Here is a 16,599-nt window from a genome sequence, read left to right on the forward strand (position 1 = left end):
CAATCTCACTCCGCCGCGATCATGACGGATTCTGAATGCGGGTTCGCCGCGTAGTCGTCGATCCGCTTCTCGATCTCGTGACGGAAGTGGCGGATCAGACCCTGGACCGGCCAAGCCGCTGCATCCCCGAGGGCGCAAATGGTGTGGCCCTCGATCTGGGTCGAGACTTCGAGCAGCATGTCGATCTCGCGCTTCTGGGCGCGCCCTTCCGCCATCCGGTTGAGCACGCGCCACATCCAGCCGGTGCCCTCACGGCACGGAGTGCACTGACCGCAGCTCTCGTGCTTGTAGAAATACGAGATGCGGGCGATGGCGCGGACGATGTCGGTGGACTTGTCCATGACGATCACGGCGGCGGTGCCGAGACCGGAGCGCAGGCCGCGCAGGGTATCGAAGTCCATCGGCGCATCGATGATCTGCTCGGCGGGCACGAGAGGAACGGACGAGCCGCCCGGGATCACGGCGAGCAGGTTGTCCCAGCCGCCCCGGATGCCGCCGCAATGGGTGTCGATCAACTCGCGGAAGGTCAGCCCCATGGCCTCCTCCACGTTGCAGGGCTTGTTCACGTGGCCCGACACGCAGAAGAGCTTGGTGCCCACGTTATTCGGACGGCCGATGCCGGAGAACCACGAGGCACCGCGGCGCAGGATCGTGCCGGCGACGGCGATCGACTCCACGTTGTTCACCGTGGTCGGGCAGCCGTAGAGGCCCATGTTGGCCGGGAACGGAGGCTTCAGGCGCGGCATGCCCTTCTTGCCCTCCATGCTCTCGATGAGCGCCGTCTCCTCGCCGCAGATGTAAGCGCCGGCGCCGTGGTGGACGTAGAGGTCGAAGGGATAGCCGTGGATGTTGTTCTTGCCGATGAGACCGGCCTCGTAGGCCTCGTCGACCGCGCGCTGGAGCGCGTAGCGCTCGGCGACGTACTCACCGCGGATATAGATATAAGCCGCATGTGCGCCCATCGCGAAGGAGGCGATGAGGCAGCCCTCGACGAGGAGATGCGGATCGTTCCGCATGATCTCGCGATCCTTGCAGGTGCCCGGCTCCGACTCATCGGCATTGACCACGAGGTAGTGCGGACGACCGTCCGACTGCTTGGGCATGAAGGACCATTTCAGGCCCGTGGGGAAACCCGCGCCGCCACGCCCGCGCAGACCCGAAGCCTTCATCTCGTCGATGATCCAGTCGCGCCCCCTCCCGAGGAGGAACTTGGTTCCGTCCCATGCGCCGCGCATCTTCGCAGCCTGGAGATCCGGCGAATGGAAGCCGTAGAGGTTGGTGAAAATGCGATCTCTGTCGTGAAGCATCTCGATTCACTCCCCCTCAGGACGTCTTGTTGTCTTTGTCGACGACCACGTCCGGCTTGCTCTCGCTGCCGTCGCGGCGGGTCTCGGCCTGCGAGGGCGGCGTACCGGCAACAGGTGTCGTCGGGCTCACCGGAACAGGGGATCCCTCCTCCGGCTTCGACGGTGTCGCCACATAGGACTTGCCGCTCTGCGGAGCGGGCCGAGCGCCTTCCTCCGTGTGCGAGTCGCCCGTCGTGGCCCTCGATGGATCAGCGGCTTCCTTCCGGTCCGCCGGGTTGATCGGGGTCTCGCCCTTCTTAACGCGCTCGGCCGGAGTATCGGCTGCCTCGGTCTCGATAGCGCGTCCGGCTCCCGGTTTAGCGGCCCGGGCCTCCTGCGGGACACTGGCGACTGCCGCCTCGGTCTCACCGGTCGCGGCAGGCTGAGCCTGCTCCTCGAAGCGCTTGCGCCATGCGCCGATCTGGGAACCGTCGTACAGGGAAGGATCCTGCAGGGTCTTGACGGCCTCGAACGGCTCGGAGCGGTTGCGTCCGATCTGAGAGCCCTTCCTTACCGGCCGGCCGGCCGCGAGATCGTCCAGCAGCTTTTCGAAGTTCTCTGGCGTCAAGTCCTCGTAGTAATCGTCGTTGATCTGCACCATCGGGGCATTCGAGCATGCGCCCAGGCACTCAACCTCCAGCCATGAGAAGGTACCGTCGGCCGTAATCTGGTTCTGGTCGCCGATACGCCTCTCGAGCACCTTCTTGATATCGCCGGCGCCACGCAGCACACAGGGTGTCGTGCCGCAGAACTGAACGAAATACTTCCCAACCGGCTCCAGGTTGAACATCGTGTAGAAGGTCGCCACCTCCATCACCCGGATGACCGGCATGTCGAGCCGGGCGGCAACGGCTTCAATGGCCTTGCGGGGCAGCCAGCCACCGGCCTGCTCCTGCGCCTTACCCAGCAACGCGATCACCGCCGAGGCCTGACGGCCGGGCGGGTACTTGGCGATCTGCTGCTGGGCAAAAGCCTCCGTCTCGGGCGAGAGCACGAAGCTCTCGGGCTGCAATTCTTCAGGCGCGAGCTTACGAACGGCCATATGACACTTCTCCTCATCGTCATGGCCGGGAAATACCCGGCCATTCACGACTTGAACTTTCTCTCACGCTTTTCTGAGCGTGGCGCCAGGCCCGCCATCGAGCCCGGTTTGATTCTTACCGGTCCACTTCACCGAACACGATGTCGAGCGAACCGAGAACGCCTGCGACGTCGGCCAGCATGTGGCCTCGGCACATGAAATCCATCCCCTGCAGGTGCGCGAAGCCCGGCGCCCGGACGTGGCACCGATACGGCTTGTTGGTACCGTCGGACACCAGATACACGCCGAACTCGCCCTTGGGAGCCTCCACAGCGGCATAGACTTCGCCCGCAGGGACATGGAAGCCTTCCGTGTAGAGCTTGAAGTGATGGATCAGCGCTTCCATCGAACGCTTCATATCCTTGCGTGAGGGCGGAGCGATCTTGCCGTCGAGGGTGGTTACCGGCCCCTGCCCGTCCGGAGCGCGAAGCTTGTCCAGGCACTGACGCATGATGCGCACGGATTGGCGCATCTCCTCCATTCGGATGACCTGACGGTCGTAGTTGTCGCCGTTGAGGCCCACGGGGATGTCGAACTCCATCTCCTCGTAGCACTCGTAGGGCTGCGCCTTGCGCAGATCCCAGGCGACGCCGCAGCTGCGCACGAGCGGACCGGAGAAGCCCCACTTCCAGCAGTCGTCCAGCGTGATCGTGCCGATGTCCACGTTGCGCTGCTTGAAGATGCGGCTGCCCATGACGAGGGTGTCGAGGTCGTCCAGAACCTTCAGGAAGGGATCGCAGAAAGCCTCGATGTCATCGATCAGCTCAGGCTGAATGTCCATGTTGACGCCGCCGGGCCGGAAGTAATTGGCGTGCAGGCGCGAACCGGAAACGCGCTCGTAGAAGATCATGAGCTTTTCGCGCTCCTCGAAGCCCCAGAGAGGGGGCGTGAGCGCGCCTACGTCCATAGCTTGCGTGGTCACGTTGAGGAGGTGCGAGAGCAGGCGCCCGATTTCCGAGAAGAGGACGCGGATCAACTGAGCGCGACGCGGCACGGCGATGCCGAGCAGCTTCTCGATCGCAAGGCAATAGGCGTGTTCCTGATTCATCGGCGCGACGTAGTCGAGCCGGTCGAAATAGGGATTGGCCTGAACGTAGGTCTTGTACTCGATCAGCTTCTCCGTGCCACGGTGGAGGAGGCCGATATGCGGATCGACGCGCTCCACGACCTCGCCGTCGAGCTCCAGTACGAGCCGGAGCACGCCGTGCGCCGCGGGGTGCTGGGGACCGAAATTGATCGTGAAATTGCGGATATTATGCTCGCCCATAGGTCGCCCTTCCCGCTTTTAAGCCTTGGCCTTCTCGTCGCCGGGCAGCACGTAATCGGTGCCTTCCCAGGGAGAGAGGAAGTCGAAGTTGCGGAACTCCTGGCTGAGCTTCACCGGCTCGTAGACCACGCGACCCTGGCCGTCGTCGTAGCGAACCTCGACATAGCCGGTGAGCGGGAAGTCCTTGCGGAGCGGATGCCCCTCGAACCCGTAGTCGGTCAGCAGGCGGCGCAGATCCGGATGGCCTGAGAAAAGGACGCCATAGAGATCGTAGGTCTCGCGCTCGTACCAGTTCGCTGCCGGGAAGAGGTCGATGATCGAGGGGACCGGGGTCTCCTCGTCCGTCTCCACCTTCACGCGGATGCGGCGGTTATGGTGCGGCGCCAGGAAATGGTACACTACATCGAAACGCTTCTCGCGGGCCGGATAATCCGCGCCACAGATGTCGATGAAGCAGACGAAGCGGCACTGCGGGTCGTCCCGCAGAAACGTCACCACCCGCTTGATTTCCTCAAGACGGGCGACGATCGTCAGCTCGCCGTAGGCGATAGCGCGATCCTCGATCGCCTCGCCGAGGGACGAGACGATGTGTTCGCTCAGGGCTTGGAGCTCAGCACTCATGAAAATGACCTTTGCTCAGCGCTCGATGGTGCCGGTGCGACGGATCTTCTTCTGGAGAAGCAGCACACCGTAAAGGAGCGCCTCCGCGGTCGGCGGGCAGCCGGGCACGTAGATATCGACCGGCACGATGCGATCGCAGCCGCGGACCACCGAATAGGAATAATGGTAGTAACCGCCGCCATTGGCGCAGGATCCCATCGAAATGACGTAACGCGGCTCCGGCATCTGGTCGTAGACCTTGCGGAAGGCGGGGGCCATCTTGTTCGTGAGCGTGCCCGCGACGATCATCACGTCCGACTGACGCGGTGAGGCGCGCGGCGCAAAGCCGAAGCGCTCGGCGTCGTAGCGCGGCATGGACATCTGCATCATCTCGACGGCACAGCACGCCAGGCCGAAGGTCATCCACATGAGCGAGCCGGTGCGCGCCCACTTGATGAGCTCCTCGGACGAGGCCACGAGGAAGCCTTTGTCGGCAAGCTCGTCGTTGATGGAGACGAAATACGGATCGGTCGTGCCTACCGGCTTACCGGTATTCGGGTCGATGATGCCGCGCGGAGCGGGAGCCACCAGGGTGGACTGGTTGTCGGAGATCAATCCCATTCCAGGGCTCCTTTCTTCCACTCATAGATGAAGCCGATTGTCAGGACGCCGAGGAAGAGCATCATCGAGAGGAACCCGAACCAGCCCAGGTTCCCGAACACGATGGCCCATGGGAACAGGAAGGCGACCTCCAGGTCGAAGATGATGAAAAGAATGGCCACCAGGTAGAACCGCACGTCGAATTTCATGCGTGCGTCATCGAAGGCATTGAACCCGCACTCGTAAGCGGACAGCTTTTCCGTATCAGGCTTGCTGTAGGCGACGATGAACGGCGCCACGAGGAGTGCCACCCCGATCAGGAGCGACACGCCGATAAAGATCACGAGAGGCAGGTAGTCGGCGAGGAGATTCGTCATACGACACCCAGAAGGAACGGAGCGCGGCCTTAGAGGCCGGCGACATGCCACGCATTTAAGCCACAGAAAGGCCCGAAGGAAGGTCCTGCGACAAACGGCGGTTTGTGGCCGGAGGCTTAACCGAGTTCCCCTGCCCTGACAAGTGTTTGAGGCGCTCTAAAAAGAACCATTCCAAACTATGGTGCCGCTCTCTCCGCCGCGTGGGCAACCCTGCGGTTCGGCTGCGCCTGGGCCCGATTTGCGGCGCTTTCTGCCTTAGCTTTAGCCTCACATTTGGCTCGAATCCGGCCCAGTTCCTCCCGAGTCGGATGTTCGATGCCGATGAACTCGTTCAGGGAAGCCCGGCCCGGATCAATTCGTTGAGCTTGGCCTGGACGGAAGCCCCATCCCGGTTCCGGGAGGGCTCTGAATCAGGAACTCCATCGGGAAGGTCAGGATGGCGGTGCCGGTGTTCACATCGGTTGCCACGTATCAGAAAATCCGAAGAACGGCCCGCCGAGAGCCCAGAGGACGATCAGGAACAGACTGAGGACGAAGACAATCGGGGAGGAGATGCAAAGGGATCGACAAAGCGCCACACACGAGATCGCGATCATGCGGGCATTTGCGTCCAACCACTCGATCCTGGGGGAAAAAGTGGCGCGGGCGACGGGGCTCGAACCCGCGACCTCCGGCGTGACAGGCCGGCACTCTAACCGACTGAGCTACGCCCGCGCATTGGACCGCCGAAGCGGTGTGGGTGCTTTAAGGGCCGCCCTGTTCCCTGTCAAGGCCTCTCGATGCGGACAGCTCTACAATCCGTCATGAAACTCGTCGCATGTCCGAAGAACGGGACACAGAAGGCGTTCGGCCTGATTCCTAGGCATTCCAATGTACACGCTGTCGAGCACGGATTCTCTTGAGATCGCCCAAGCGCAAGTTCTAACTGCGACGAGAAGAATCGGCGAGACATCCCGAGTTTTAGCCGTAGCAGCACGAAGTCTGGGGGGACGTGGCACTTGGTTCACTCGCTGATGGGTTGTTCCCCATCTTTCAGAGACCGCAGGACCCGGTCGCATTCGAGCAGTTCATCCAGTGCCGACTGGAGCTTTCGCAGGGATTCTTCAGGCAGAGCGCCCCGGCCGGGAGATTGGCCGGATTCGATAAGGGGCGGCTCGATGAACTCCCCGTCTTCCGCGATACTCTCGCCCGCCTCATGCTCAGGGGCCGCAACGCTCTCCTCACCACGGCCGACGGCCTGCACGAAACGGACCCCTTCCGCCTTGAGAATGCGTTGCACTCCCCTGATCGTGTAGCCTTCTCCATAGAGGAGATGCCGGATCCCCTTGAGGAGATCCACATCGTCGGGACGGTAATAGCGACGGCCGCCGCCGCGCTTCAGCGGCTTGATCTGCGTGAAGCGGGTTTCCCAGAAGCGCAGCACATGCTGCGGCAAATCAAGGTCCTCGGCCACCTCGCTGATGGTTCGGAACGCGTCAGGGCTCTTGTCGAGGCCGCCGCCAGCCATACGAGGGTCAGTCCTCGCGCTCGACGGTTTCGCCGTTGATATAGGCCTTCAGGACATTGGACGGCTTGAAGACCATGACCCGGCGGGGATCGATCGGGACCTCGACGCCGGTCTTGGGGTTGCGGCCGATGCGCTCGCCTTTGCTACGCACGATGAAAGAGCCGAAGGAGGAAAGCTTGACGGTTTCGCCGGCTGCCAAGCTGTCGCAGATCTCCGCCAGGACCCGCTCGACCAGTTCGGCCGATTCGGTCCGTGACAGCCCCACCTTCTGGTAGACGGCCTCGCTCAGATCCGCTCTCGTCACAGTTTTGCCAGCCATTGAGCTCCCCAACCCCGAATGAGTTCTTTGATCTTTCAATCAGTTAAGACGCTATGCAGATGGCTCCGTATGGTCAACCTTAGACTTGCCGTCAAGGGAATCCAAGATAGGTCATACGGCCTATATTCCTACCAGCGTATGAGCGCACTGCCCCAGGTGAAGCCGCCTCCGATGGCCTCGATCATCACGAGATCGCCGTCCTTGATGCGCCCGTCCTTGCGGGCGACGTCGAGGGCGAGCGGGATGGACGCGGCAGAGGTGTTGCCGTGCCTGTCCACGGTAATCACGACCTTCTCCGGCGCGATTCCGAGCTTGTCGGCGCTCGCCGTGATGATGCGTTTGTTGGCCTGATGCGGCACGAACCATTTCAGTTCCTCCGGGCTTGTACCCGTGGCCTTGAAGGCGTCCTGCACCACGTCGGCAACCATGCCCACGGCGAATTTGAAGACCTCCCGGCCTTCCATCTTCAGAACGCCGGTGGTCTTGGTCGAGCCCGGCCCTCCGTCGACGTAGAGCTTGTCCCGATAGCGTCCGTCCGACCGCAATTGCGAGTTCAGCACACCACGATCGGCGGAGGTCCCCTCGCCTTCTTGGGCATCGAGCACCAGGGCCCCCGCTCCGTCGCCGAAGAGCACGCAGGTCGTACGGTCGGTCCAATCCAGAATACGCGAGAAGGTTTCGGCGCCGATCACCAGAGCACGTTTGTGCGAGCCCGACTGGAGAAACTTATCGGCGGTGGCGACCGCGTAGACGAAGCCGGTGCAGACCGCCTGCAGGTCAAAGGCTGCCCCGTGGGTTATCCCCAGGCCGGTCTGAATCATCGTTGCCGTGGACGGGAAGGTATGATCCGGCGTCGAGGTGGCGCAGACGATGAGGTCGATGTCCTGCGCCGTCAGCCCCGCATCGGCTAGCGCGGCCTCGGCGGCCTTGATACCGAGCACGGACGTCGTCTCGCTGTCGTCGGCGATATGCCGCTGCTCGATGCCCGTGCGCTGCACGATCCACTCGTGCGAGGTGTCCACGATCTTCTCGAGGTCATGATTGGTAAGTTTGCGCTTAGGCAGGTAAGAGCCGACGCCGCGCACAACGGAACGGATGCGTTTCAAGGTGGTACTTTCCTCAGGCCTCATGCCCGACCGGATCATGCTCCAGCATGCCCCGGATTGTCTTCATCAATTCGAAATGCGCCATGTCGTAGGCTACGTCGATGGCACTGGCGAACCCCAGATCGTCCGTGCCGCCGTGGCTCTTCACGACCACTCCTTCGAGGCCTAGGAAGAGACCGCCGTTGACCTTGCGCGGGTCCATCTTGTCCCTGAGAGCATCAAAGGCCTGCTTCGCGAACAGATAGCCGATCTTGGCCATCAGCGTACGGCTCATAGCAGAACGCAGGTACTGGCCGATCTGCTTGGCCGTCCCCTCTGCGGTCTTGAGGGCGATGTTCCCCGTGAATCCTTCCGTCACGACGACGTCTACGGTTCCCTTGCCGATATCGTCTCCCTCCACGAAACCGCGATATTCCAGATAAGGAGCATCCCGCTCCCTGAGAATACGCCCGGCTTCCTTAACGGCCTCGATTCCCTTGATCTCCTCGGTGCCCACGTTGAGCAGGCCCACGGTCGGACGCTCCAGGTCGAACACGATGCGCGCCATCGCCGCGCCCATGATAGCCATGTCCACCAGATGCCCCGCATCCGCTCCGATGGTCGCCCCCACGTCGAGGACGATGCTCTCGCCCCGCATGGTCGGCCACATGGCCGCGATTGCCGGGCGTTCGATATGGGCCATGGTCTTCAGGCAGATCTTGGCAGTCGCCATGAGAGCGCCGGTATTCCCGGCGGAGACGCAGGCATCCGCTTCGCCGTCCCGGACCGCTTGAACCGCCTTCCACATGGACGACTTGCCGCGACCCATCCGGATCGCCTGGCTCGGCTTCTCGTCCATCGCGATGGAGATTTCGGTATGGCGCAGTTCGCTTGCCGCCTTCAGCTTGGGATGAGCATCGAGCAGAGGTGCGATCACCGCTTCGTTGCCGAATATGAGAAATCGGATATCGGGATGCCGTTCCAGGGCCAGGGCCGCACCAGGGATGACGATCGACGGGCCATGGTCCCCCCCCATCGCATCGAGCGAAATACGCACTGGCTTCGACATGACCGCTTATTCTTTCTTTGGGCTTGGACAGGAGGCGGAAAATACCGGTTTGCGATGGCATCGCAACCGAAATTCTGTAGCTTTCTCTCATTGCGCGGGAGCCGGGATCTCCCCCCTAGGCGCTTACTCGGAAGGCCTTATTTGTCCGTCTTGAGCTTGCCCAGGGCGGCAAACGGCGAGTCCTTGTCGTCTCCAGGATCGCGATAGCTGAAATCCACGCCGGGCTTACGCGGGTAAGGGTCCAGCCCCAAGGCCAGGAACTCGGCGGTGAGCGCTCCCAGATCGATCTGGCCGTTGACGATCTCATCCGGCGGCTCGTACTCGTTGATATCCGTCGGCGGTTCCGCCGGCATCCCGGAGGGTTCCGCAAAATCTACCTCGACCTCTTCCTCGATATCGGAATCGAACGAATCGAGGGTCACGACGCAGACCTGCGTGATGGAAGCCTTCACCAGACCCGCCACATGGATGCCCTTGGCGGTACTGGTAAGCTTGAAGTCGCCCGAAAGGGCCTGGATGCGGGGAAGGCCGAAATCCTTCGCCAGAGCATCCCGTTCTTCGGAACTCGCCACCACATGGACCTCCTGCCCGCGCGGCGGGATATTCATGACGTCCACGAGGCGCGACAGGGGACCTACGGTTTCAGGGGTCATCGGTTTCCCTCCTCTGTGAATGCCTCGGGCGCCGGGAAAGCAGGCCCGGATTCGAGTAACACGTCCAGCGTGACGCCTTTAAGGCCTTTGTCCGCTGCCAAGGCATAACGCGCGAGCATCATGGCGGGTGCATCGCTCCCCAGCGCGTTCCGGCCCAGGGCCTCCGCAAGCTCGGCCACGTCCGCGGACGTGAGGGCCGGGTCATAGGCCTGGGCCCGGCCATAGAAAGCCGCGGCCACCTTTTTCATCCGCTTGGGCACGACCGTGTCGCCCACCCCCATCTCCCGCAAGGAGGCATCCATGTCGCGGAAGAAGGCGTCGGTCAGATCCTTGGCGACCTCGTCGGCAGGAGGCGGAAGCTCCCGCAGGGTTCTTAAAGAAAGGACCATGTGCAGAGAGAGGGATTCGAAGCGTCCCTCTAGGCTGTCCGGGATGCCGAGTGCCGCGTAGAGCCCTGGCCGGCGTGAGGCATCGGCGATTCTCGCATAAAGAGTCGCGATGGCCATGCGCCGGGGATTCCTGCGGAAGAGACTGAATATCACAGCCTTTGCCCTTCCAAGCTTGTCAAAATCGAAACCTCGGGTTACGCCATCACGATCCACAGGCGCAAGCTCATCTGCGCCGCATTCCTGGAAGAACCGTACGATGCGTCGATATCATACCCTTTTGGTACGCTTGGCTACTGCGACTTTCCTGGCCACCTCCGTTGCCGCCTGCACCATGGGCGAGGAGTTCGCCCGCGGGTACCAGTTGGACGAGAACGCCGTGAACCAGGTGAAGAAGGGCATGAACGCCGAGCAGGTACTCCAGATCCTCGGCACTCCTTCGACCGTGTCTACGGTCGGCAACAGAAGCTGGTACTACATCAGCCAGCGGTCTCGCCGCACGTTCCAGTTTCTGGGCGAGCAGGTGGTGGATCAGCGGGTCACCGCCGTCTACTTCGACAAGAACCTGCGCGTCGAGCGCGTCGGGGTCTATGGCATCCAGGACGGAAAGGTGTTCGACTTCATCAGCCGCACCACCCCGAGCGGCGGCGAGGAGACGAGCTTCCTCGGACAGCTTCTCAAGGGCACGAACAACTTCAATCCGTTCGGCGCCTAAGATCTGTTTCTCAGTTTCCACGAAAAGGCCGGGCCCCGTCCCGGCCTTTTCTTTTTCTTTGTGGGAAGGCCGACAAAAAACCCGCGGCCTGCGCCGCGGGTCCGGAGGCTTGGTTTCGGTTTGCGTTACGAATGAGCCAGGATCGCCAACAGCATCAGCGCGATGATGTTGGTGATCTTGATCGCCGGGTTTACGGCAGGACCCGCAGTGTCCTTGTAGGGATCGCCGACGGTATCGCCCGTCACTGAAGCCTTGTGCGCCTCGGATCCCTTATGGTGCGTCGTGCCGGAGGCATCGGTGAACCCATCCTCGAAGGACTTCTTCGCGTTGTCCCAGGCGCCGCCGCCAGAGGTCATCGAGATCGCCACGAAGAGGCCCGTCACGATGACGCCGAGCAACATCGCGCCCACGGCCGAGAAGGCCTGAGACTTCCCGGCTACCCAGTAGATCACGAAGTAGGTCACGATCGGCGCCAGCACCGGCAGAAGGGACGGTACGATCATTTCCTTGATCGCCGCGCGGGTGAGCATGTCCACCGCGCGCCCGTAATCGGGCCGGTCCGTGCCGGCCATGATGCCGGGCTTCTCGCGGAACTGGCGGCGCACCTCCTCCACAACGGAGCCCGCCGCGCGACCCACGGCCGTCATGGCGATTCCCCCGAACAGGAACGGAATGAGACCGCCGAACAGCAGACCCACCACCACATAGGGATTCGTGAGCGAGAAATCGGGAGCCACACCCTGGAAGTAGGGATACTGCGCCGCGTTCTGGGTGAAGTAGTTGAGGTCCGACGTATAGGCCGCGAAGAGCACGAGAGCGCCCAGGCCCGCGGAACCGATGGCGTAACCCTTCGTCACCGCCTTGGTGGTGTTGCCCACGGCGTCGAGCGCATCCGTCGATTTGCGCACCTCCTTCGGCAGACCGGCCATTTCGGCGATGCCGCCCGCGTTGTCCGTCACCGGACCGAAGGCATCGAGAGCCACGATCATGCCGGCGAGCGCCAGCATGGCCGTCACAGCGATCGCGATGCCGAAGAGGCCGGCGAGGGTGAACGCCACGATGATACCCGCGATGATCACGATGGTCGGCAGCGCCGTCGATTCCAGCGAGACCGCAAGGCCCTGGATCACGTTGGTGCCATGCCCCGTCACGGAAGACTGGGCGATGGAGCGCACGGGGCGGAAGCCGACGCCGGTATAGTATTCGGTGATCACCACAATGAGGGCCGTCACTGCCAGTCCGATGATCGCGCACCAGAACAGGCTCAGTCCCGTATAATCGGTGCCCACGACGGGACCGAAGCCGATCATCTGCCAAGTCACCAGACCGATCGCGATGGCGGAGAGAATGCCTGTTGCGATGAGCCCCTTGTAGAGCGCGCCCATGATGGACTCGTTCTGACCGAGTTTCACGAAGAAGGTGCCGATGATCGACGTGACGATGCAGGCCGCGCCGATGGCGAGGGGGTACATGAGCATCGTATCGAGGATCCCCTGCCCCGCGAAGAAGATCGCCGCGAGCACCATGGTAGCGACCACGGTCACCGCATAGGTCTCGAACAGGTCGGCCGCCATGCCGGCGCAATCGCCGACGTTGTCGCCCACGTTGTCGGCGATGGTGGCGGGGTTGCGCGGATCGTCCTCGGGAATGCCCGCCTCCACCTTGCCCACAAGGTCGCCGCCGACGTCGGCTCCCTTGGTGAAGATGCCTCCGCCCAGGCGGGCGAAGATTGAGATCAGCGAAGCGCCGAAACCGAGCGCCACGAGGCTGTCGATGACCACGCGGTCCGCAGGGTTCAGCCCGCCGATCCGCGTGAGATAGCCGTAGTAGAGCGCCACGCCCAGGAGCGCGAGGCCAGCCACCAGCATTCCGGTGACGGCGCCCGCCTTGAAGGCGACATCGAGACCGCCGCCGAGGGATTGCGTGGCGGCCTGCGCGGTGCGGACATTGGCCCGGACGGAGACGTTCATGCCGATGAAGCCGGCCGCTCCCGACAGGATCGCGCCGATGGCGAAGCCGATCGCGACGCGGATGCCGAGGAGATAGGCGATGATGGCGAACAGCACCACGCCCACGATGGAGATCGTCGTATATTGCCTGCGGAGATAGGCTTTCGCGCCTTCGGCGACCGCGCCAGCGATTTCCTGCATGCGCTGAGAACCGGCGTCGCGCTTCATCACGTCGCTGATGGCCCATAGGCCATACGCAATCGAGAGAAGCCCGCCCAGAATAATAAGGGTGAGTGCCATCATGCCATCCTTGTTATGGGAAAGCAGAAAGCCGCTCTTCAAGGCCTGAACTTTGGCCTTGAACGGCCTCCACCCCCAGCGAACATTATATTTGGTGGCAAAAAACTAGGCCGTTCGCAACGATACTTCCCGCCCAACTCACAGGAAGCCCTTTAGACTTTATGCGGGTACCGTCGCTCGTGCCCTCTGCTGCCAAGCTAAGAGAAGTAGCGCGATGACAACCGGTGGGAAGACCAGCCAGTTCACGGTCTCCCAGCCGCCCGCGTTCAGGAGCTTACCCGAGGAGAAGGAAGCGATGGCGACGGAGCCGAAGACCAGGAAGTCGTTGGCGGCCTGAACCTTGGTCCGCTCCTCGGGACGATAGCAGTCGGTGACCATGGCGGTGGCGCCGATAAAGCCGAAGTTCCAGCCGATGCCCAGCAGGATGAGCGTTGCCCAGAAATGGGTGATGTCGATGCCGGACAGGCCGATGATCGAGGAGACCGCGATCAGGGCCAGGCCGGCGGCTGTTACCCGCTCCTTGCCGAACCGGGAAATCAGGCGTCCGGTGAAGAAACTGGGACCGAACATGGCCAGGATATGCCACTGAATGCCGAGGGCCGCTGCCTCGATGGGAAGGCCGCACCCAACCATGGCCATGGGTGCGGCGGTCATGAGAAAGCTCATGAGGGCATAGGAGACGAGACCCGCAACGGCCGCCACGATGAAACGGGGCTGCCGGACGATGTGTCTCAGTGGCCTGCCACCGGCCTTGGGGGCGACGCTGACCGGCACGGGCTTCAAGAAGGAGACGGCCGCCATGGACATCAGGGCCAGCGCCGCCTGCCCAAGGAAAGCACCGGAGAATGGCGCAGTCTGAACCGCGTCACGGAGCCAGATCACCGTCTGGGGCCCCAGCACTCCGGCCACGAGTCCTCCGGTCATCACCCAGGCAATCGCCCGGGGTTTGAAGGTCTCCGAGGCTGCATCGGTCGCGGCGAAGCGGTAGCTCTGGTTGAACGAGCCATACATACCGATGATCGTGGTGCCGAGGCAGAAGAGCATAAAGCTGAAGGAGGCGATACCGAACGCCGCAAGACATCCCCCGAACAGACCGATCCCGGCGCCCACGATATAGCCGATGCGCCGCCCCGCCCGCCGCATCAGGATGGCGGCGGGAATGGTGCCGAGGGCAAGGCCGAGATTGAGGAGGCTCACGGGGAGCGTTGCCAGTTCCTTGTTTTCCGCGAGATTCTGCCCCACGAGGCCGCCGAGCGACACCACGATGGCTGGGCTCGAGCCGCCAAGCGCCTGGGCGCAGGCCAGCACGAGCGCGTTGCGTTTGGCGAGACCGTCAGAAGTGTGAGAATGAACCTGCATCGTAGTGTCTTTCAGTACCGTTGATCCGAAAGACCGGGGTCTCATGCCCTGCAACGACTCGGCCTATGGCGGACACCATGATGCCCACGCTATCGGCCTCTTTCCTGAAGCTGTCGAGCTTCTTTTCGGGAACCGTGCAGAGAATCTCGTAATCGTCCCCGCCCGTCACGGCGAGATCGAACAGGCTGGAATCTGCCTCGATGGCTTTGCGCACGGCGGCCGAGAACGGCACCTTTGCCGCTTCGACCGAGGCCGAAACTCCACTCACCCGCATCATTTTGGCGAGATCTCCCGCGAGCCCGTCCGAGACGTCCATGGCGGCATGGGCATGTTCCCGGACGGCCCGTGCGAGCCGGTGGCGCGGCTGCGGGTGGAGATAGCGGTCGGCCAGATGCGCCCTCTCGCCGGACGAGAGGGCGGCCGCCCATGAGGGCGTCTTACGCAGTTTTAGACCTAAAGCGGCGTCTCCGATGGTGCCGGACACGCAGACGACATCTCCCACGCGGGCATGGGTGCGGCGAACCATTCTCCCGGCGGGAACCTCGCCGACGGCTGTCACGGAGAGGGTGAGAGCGCCACTGGCCTTCACCGTATCGCCCCCGAGGAGCGGGCAGGAGAAATCTCGGGAGGCTACTCCGAGACCGGAGACGAAATCCGCGAGCCATTCCTCGGTCCAGGTTTCGGGAAGGGCGAGGCTGAGGAGAAAGCCCGCCGGATCCGCCCCCTTGGCGGCGAGATCCGAGACGTTCACCCCCAGGGCCTTGCGGGCGATGGACGCTGGCGAGTCTTCAGGGAGAAAATGGACCGATTCGACGAGGGCGTCCGTCGTGAGCACGAGATCGTGCCCGGGCCGGGGAGACAGGCAGGCGGCATCGTCCTTGAGACCAAGAGCGCCCTCGCCCGCGAGAGGTGCGAAGAAGCGGGCGATGAGCCCGTCTTCGCTGGCGCGCTCCCGGGAGGTCATGGCGTGACGATCCCTGCCATCCGCGATCTTAACGCTTGCCCTGACCGGCCGCCTTCTTCTCGAGTTCGCCCGGACGAACCTCACGGGCGAGCCTGTCGAGAACGGCGTTCACGAGACCGGGCTCGTCCTCGCCGTAGAAGCCGTGGGCCACGTCCACATATTCGGTGATCACCACGCGGGCGGGAACGTCCTTGCGGAACATCAGCTCATAGCCGCCCGCGCGCAGAATGGCGCGCAGAACGGCCTCGACGCGGCGCAGAGGCCAGCCTTCGGACAAGGCCCTGTCGATCTTCACGTCGATGTCGCGCTGGTGCTGCACGACCCCGGAGATCACGTTGCGGAAGAACTCGACGTCGGACGGCTTGAACTCGATGCCTTCGACCTCCCGGCCGATCCAGAAGGCCTCGAACTCGGCGAGGGCGTCCACGACGGTCTTGCCGGAGAGATCCATCTGATAGAGAGCCTGGACGGCAGCGAGGCGAGCGGCCGAGCGCTCTGCAGGCTTCGTCATGATCAGGCCTCCAGCTTCTTCTTGATGCGCAAAACGGCGAGCGCCGCTTCCACCGCACCCCCGCCCTTATTCAATTCATTCACGCTCGCCCGGGTCCAGGCCTGTTCCTCATTCTCTACAGTCAGTATGCCGTTGGCGAGCGGGATCTTGCGGGCGACGGACAGGTCCATCAGCGCCCGGGAGCTCTCGCCTGCCACAATGTCGTAGTGGCCCGTCTCGCCGCGGATCACGCAGCCCAGGGCCACGACGGCATCGTAGGGTTTGCCGGCCTTCTCGGCGGCGTCAAGGGCGATGGCGATGGTCGCCGGGATCTCGAGCGCGCCGTCCAGCGTCAGCACGTCCATGGTGGCCTGGGCTGCCTCGACCGCCCCCTGGACCCCGCGCAGGAGTTCGTCGGCGATGTCATCATAGAAGCGCGCCTCGACGATCAGGATGCGGGCGCCGGGAACCGGCGGTCGGGTGATTTGCTGCTTTGCGGAATGCGAGACCATAGGTGACTCTTCAACGGACT

The 16,599-nt window shown here is 63.0% G+C and carries 19 protein-coding genes and 1 tRNA gene; 1 reads left to right on the forward strand and 19 read right to left on the reverse strand.

The annotated features are described in order from the left end of the window. Positions 1-5: 5 nt before the first annotated feature. From nuoF to GR328_RS05920, 14 genes are all read right to left on the reverse strand, one after another. A complete protein-coding gene (gene nuoF, locus GR328_RS05855) occupies positions 6-1,307 on the reverse strand; it encodes an NADH-quinone oxidoreductase subunit NuoF (protein WP_160883589.1) in 1,302 nt (433 codons plus the stop codon). Positions 1,308-1,323: 16 nt separating this feature from the next. Continuing rightward, positions 1,324-2,388: an NADH-quinone oxidoreductase subunit NuoE gene (nuoE, locus tag GR328_RS05860; protein ID WP_160883590.1), complete on the reverse strand. Its 1,065-nt coding sequence runs from the start codon at positions 2,386-2,388 to the stop codon at positions 1,324-1,326. A gap of 115 nt (positions 2,389-2,503) precedes the next feature. Then, entirely contained in the window at positions 2,504-3,694 is a 1,191-nt protein-coding gene (locus tag GR328_RS05865) for an NADH-quinone oxidoreductase subunit D (RefSeq protein WP_160883591.1), read from the reverse strand. 18 nt (positions 3,695-3,712) lie between these two features. Next, positions 3,713-4,315, reverse strand: a complete 603-nt coding sequence (locus GR328_RS05870; RefSeq protein WP_160883592.1) for an NADH-quinone oxidoreductase subunit C — start codon at positions 4,313-4,315, stop codon at positions 3,713-3,715. 15 nt (positions 4,316-4,330) lie between these two features. Continuing rightward, positions 4,331-4,915, reverse strand: a complete 585-nt coding sequence (locus GR328_RS05875) for a NuoB/complex I 20 kDa subunit family protein (RefSeq protein WP_160883593.1) — start codon at positions 4,913-4,915, stop codon at positions 4,331-4,333. Next, positions 4,906-5,271, reverse strand: a complete 366-nt coding sequence (locus GR328_RS05880) for an NADH-quinone oxidoreductase subunit A (protein WP_160883594.1) — start codon at positions 5,269-5,271, stop codon at positions 4,906-4,908. The genes GR328_RS05875 and GR328_RS05880 overlap by 10 nt, the downstream gene beginning before the upstream one ends. A gap of 452 nt (positions 5,272-5,723) precedes the next feature. Continuing rightward, the gene (locus tag GR328_RS27955) at positions 5,724-5,867 is read right to left on the reverse strand and encodes a low affinity iron permease family protein (RefSeq protein WP_281351916.1); all 144 of its coding nucleotides are present in this window, start codon (positions 5,865-5,867) and stop codon (positions 5,724-5,726) included. 41 nt (positions 5,868-5,908) lie between these two features. Next, positions 5,909-5,985 (reverse strand) — tRNA-Asp (locus GR328_RS05890). Positions 5,986-6,274: 289 nt separating this feature from the next. After that, complete coding sequence (locus tag GR328_RS05895; protein ID WP_160883595.1) at positions 6,275-6,778, reverse strand: MerR family transcriptional regulator; 504 nt, start codon at positions 6,776-6,778, stop codon at positions 6,275-6,277. A 7-nt stretch (positions 6,779-6,785) separates the two neighbouring features. Then, a complete protein-coding gene (locus tag GR328_RS05900; protein ID WP_160883596.1) occupies positions 6,786-7,097 on the reverse strand; it encodes an integration host factor subunit alpha in 312 nt (103 codons plus the stop codon). A 128-nt stretch (positions 7,098-7,225) separates the two neighbouring features. Further along, a complete protein-coding gene (locus tag GR328_RS05905; protein WP_160883597.1) occupies positions 7,226-8,203 on the reverse strand; it encodes a beta-ketoacyl-ACP synthase III in 978 nt (325 codons plus the stop codon). A gap of 13 nt (positions 8,204-8,216) precedes the next feature. Continuing rightward, positions 8,217-9,251, reverse strand: a complete 1,035-nt coding sequence (gene plsX / locus GR328_RS05910; RefSeq protein ID WP_160883598.1) for a phosphate acyltransferase PlsX — start codon at positions 9,249-9,251, stop codon at positions 8,217-8,219. 137 nt (positions 9,252-9,388) lie between these two features. Continuing rightward, a complete protein-coding gene (locus tag GR328_RS05915) occupies positions 9,389-9,904 on the reverse strand; it encodes a YceD family protein (RefSeq protein ID WP_160883599.1) in 516 nt (171 codons plus the stop codon). Further along, positions 9,901-10,446, reverse strand: coding sequence for a ubiquinol-cytochrome C chaperone family protein (locus GR328_RS05920; protein WP_160883600.1), 546 nt, complete (start codon positions 10,444-10,446; stop codon positions 9,901-9,903). Before GR328_RS05920 ends, GR328_RS05915 begins: the two co-directional genes overlap by 4 nt. Before the next feature lie 103 nt (positions 10,447-10,549). Here GR328_RS05920 and GR328_RS05925 point away from each other — a divergent pair, with 103 nt between their 5' ends. Then, on the forward strand, positions 10,550-11,005 hold the full coding sequence (locus tag GR328_RS05925) for an outer membrane protein assembly factor BamE (RefSeq protein ID WP_160883601.1): 456 nt from the start codon (positions 10,550-10,552) through the stop codon (positions 11,003-11,005). 125 nt (positions 11,006-11,130) lie between these two features. Here the strand turns inward: GR328_RS05925 and GR328_RS05930 are convergent, their stop codons facing one another. The 5 genes from GR328_RS05930 to ribH form a co-directional block, all read right to left on the reverse strand. Further along, positions 11,131-13,257 carry a sodium-translocating pyrophosphatase gene (locus tag GR328_RS05930; protein WP_160883602.1) on the reverse strand — a complete coding sequence of 709 codons (2,127 nt, stop codon included), beginning with the start codon at positions 13,255-13,257 and terminating at the stop codon, positions 11,131-11,133. A 156-nt stretch (positions 13,258-13,413) separates the two neighbouring features. Further along, on the reverse strand, positions 13,414-14,613 hold the full coding sequence (locus GR328_RS05935) for an MFS transporter (protein ID WP_160883603.1): 1,200 nt from the start codon (positions 14,611-14,613) through the stop codon (positions 13,414-13,416). Then, positions 14,588-15,577 carry a thiamine-phosphate kinase gene (gene thiL, locus GR328_RS05940; RefSeq protein ID WP_160883604.1) on the reverse strand — a complete coding sequence of 330 codons (990 nt, stop codon included), beginning with the start codon at positions 15,575-15,577 and terminating at the stop codon, positions 14,588-14,590. The genes GR328_RS05935 and thiL overlap by 26 nt, the downstream gene beginning before the upstream one ends. 28 nt (positions 15,578-15,605) lie before the next feature. Continuing rightward, on the reverse strand, positions 15,606-16,088 hold the full coding sequence (nusB, locus tag GR328_RS05945) for a transcription antitermination factor NusB (RefSeq protein WP_160883605.1): 483 nt from the start codon (positions 16,086-16,088) through the stop codon (positions 15,606-15,608). Between the two features lie 2 nt (positions 16,089-16,090). Continuing rightward, positions 16,091-16,579 carry a 6,7-dimethyl-8-ribityllumazine synthase gene (ribH, locus tag GR328_RS05950; protein ID WP_160883606.1) on the reverse strand — a complete coding sequence of 163 codons (489 nt, stop codon included), beginning with the start codon at positions 16,577-16,579 and terminating at the stop codon, positions 16,091-16,093. Positions 16,580-16,599 lie beyond the last annotated feature (20 nt).

This window comes from Microvirga makkahensis (genome assembly GCF_009830105.1).
GTDB classification, from domain to species: domain Bacteria; phylum Pseudomonadota; class Alphaproteobacteria; order Rhizobiales; family Beijerinckiaceae; genus Microvirga; species Microvirga makkahensis.

What these genes read in the sequence shown, in the direction of transcription:
- nuoF (WP_160883589.1), bottom strand. Translation starts at nt 1,307, where the DNA reads ATGCTTCACGACAGAGATCGCATTTTCACCAACCTCTACGGCTTCCAT.
- nuoE (WP_160883590.1), bottom strand. Translation starts at nt 2,388, where the DNA reads ATGGCCGTTCGTAAGCTCGCGCCTGAAGAATTGCAGCCCGAGAGCTTC.
- GR328_RS05865 (WP_160883591.1), bottom strand. Translation starts at nt 3,694, where the DNA reads ATGGGCGAGCATAATATCCGCAATTTCACGATCAATTTCGGTCCCCAG.
- GR328_RS05870 (WP_160883592.1), bottom strand. Translation starts at nt 4,315, where the DNA reads ATGAGTGCTGAGCTCCAAGCCCTGAGCGAACACATCGTCTCGTCCCTC.
- GR328_RS05875 (WP_160883593.1), bottom strand. Translation starts at nt 4,915, where the DNA reads ATGGGATTGATCTCCGACAACCAGTCCACCCTGGTGGCTCCCGCTCCG.
- GR328_RS05880 (WP_160883594.1), bottom strand. Translation starts at nt 5,271, where the DNA reads ATGACGAATCTCCTCGCCGACTACCTGCCTCTCGTGATCTTTATCGGC.
- GR328_RS27955 (WP_281351916.1), bottom strand. Translation starts at nt 5,867, where the DNA reads ATGATCGCGATCTCGTGTGTGGCGCTTTGTCGATCCCTTTGCATCTCC.
- GR328_RS05895 (WP_160883595.1), bottom strand. Translation starts at nt 6,778, where the DNA reads ATGGCTGGCGGCGGCCTCGACAAGAGCCCTGACGCGTTCCGAACCATC.
- GR328_RS05900 (WP_160883596.1), bottom strand. Translation starts at nt 7,097, where the DNA reads ATGGCTGGCAAAACTGTGACGAGAGCGGATCTGAGCGAGGCCGTCTAC.
- plsX (WP_160883598.1), bottom strand. Translation starts at nt 9,251, where the DNA reads ATGTCGAAGCCAGTGCGTATTTCGCTCGATGCGATGGGGGGGGACCAT.
- GR328_RS05915 (WP_160883599.1), bottom strand. Translation starts at nt 9,904, where the DNA reads ATGACCCCTGAAACCGTAGGTCCCCTGTCGCGCCTCGTGGACGTCATG.
- GR328_RS05925 (WP_160883601.1), top strand. Translation starts at nt 10,550, where the DNA reads ATGCGTCGATATCATACCCTTTTGGTACGCTTGGCTACTGCGACTTTC.
- GR328_RS05930 (WP_160883602.1), bottom strand. Translation starts at nt 13,257, where the DNA reads ATGATGGCACTCACCCTTATTATTCTGGGCGGGCTTCTCTCGATTGCG.
- GR328_RS05935 (WP_160883603.1), bottom strand. Translation starts at nt 14,613, where the DNA reads ATGCAGGTTCATTCTCACACTTCTGACGGTCTCGCCAAACGCAACGCG.
- thiL (WP_160883604.1), bottom strand. Translation starts at nt 15,577, where the DNA reads ATGACCTCCCGGGAGCGCGCCAGCGAAGACGGGCTCATCGCCCGCTTC.
- nusB (WP_160883605.1), bottom strand. Translation starts at nt 16,088, where the DNA reads ATGACGAAGCCTGCAGAGCGCTCGGCCGCTCGCCTCGCTGCCGTCCAG.
- ribH (WP_160883606.1), bottom strand. Translation starts at nt 16,579, where the DNA reads ATGGTCTCGCATTCCGCAAAGCAGCAAATCACCCGACCGCCGGTTCCC.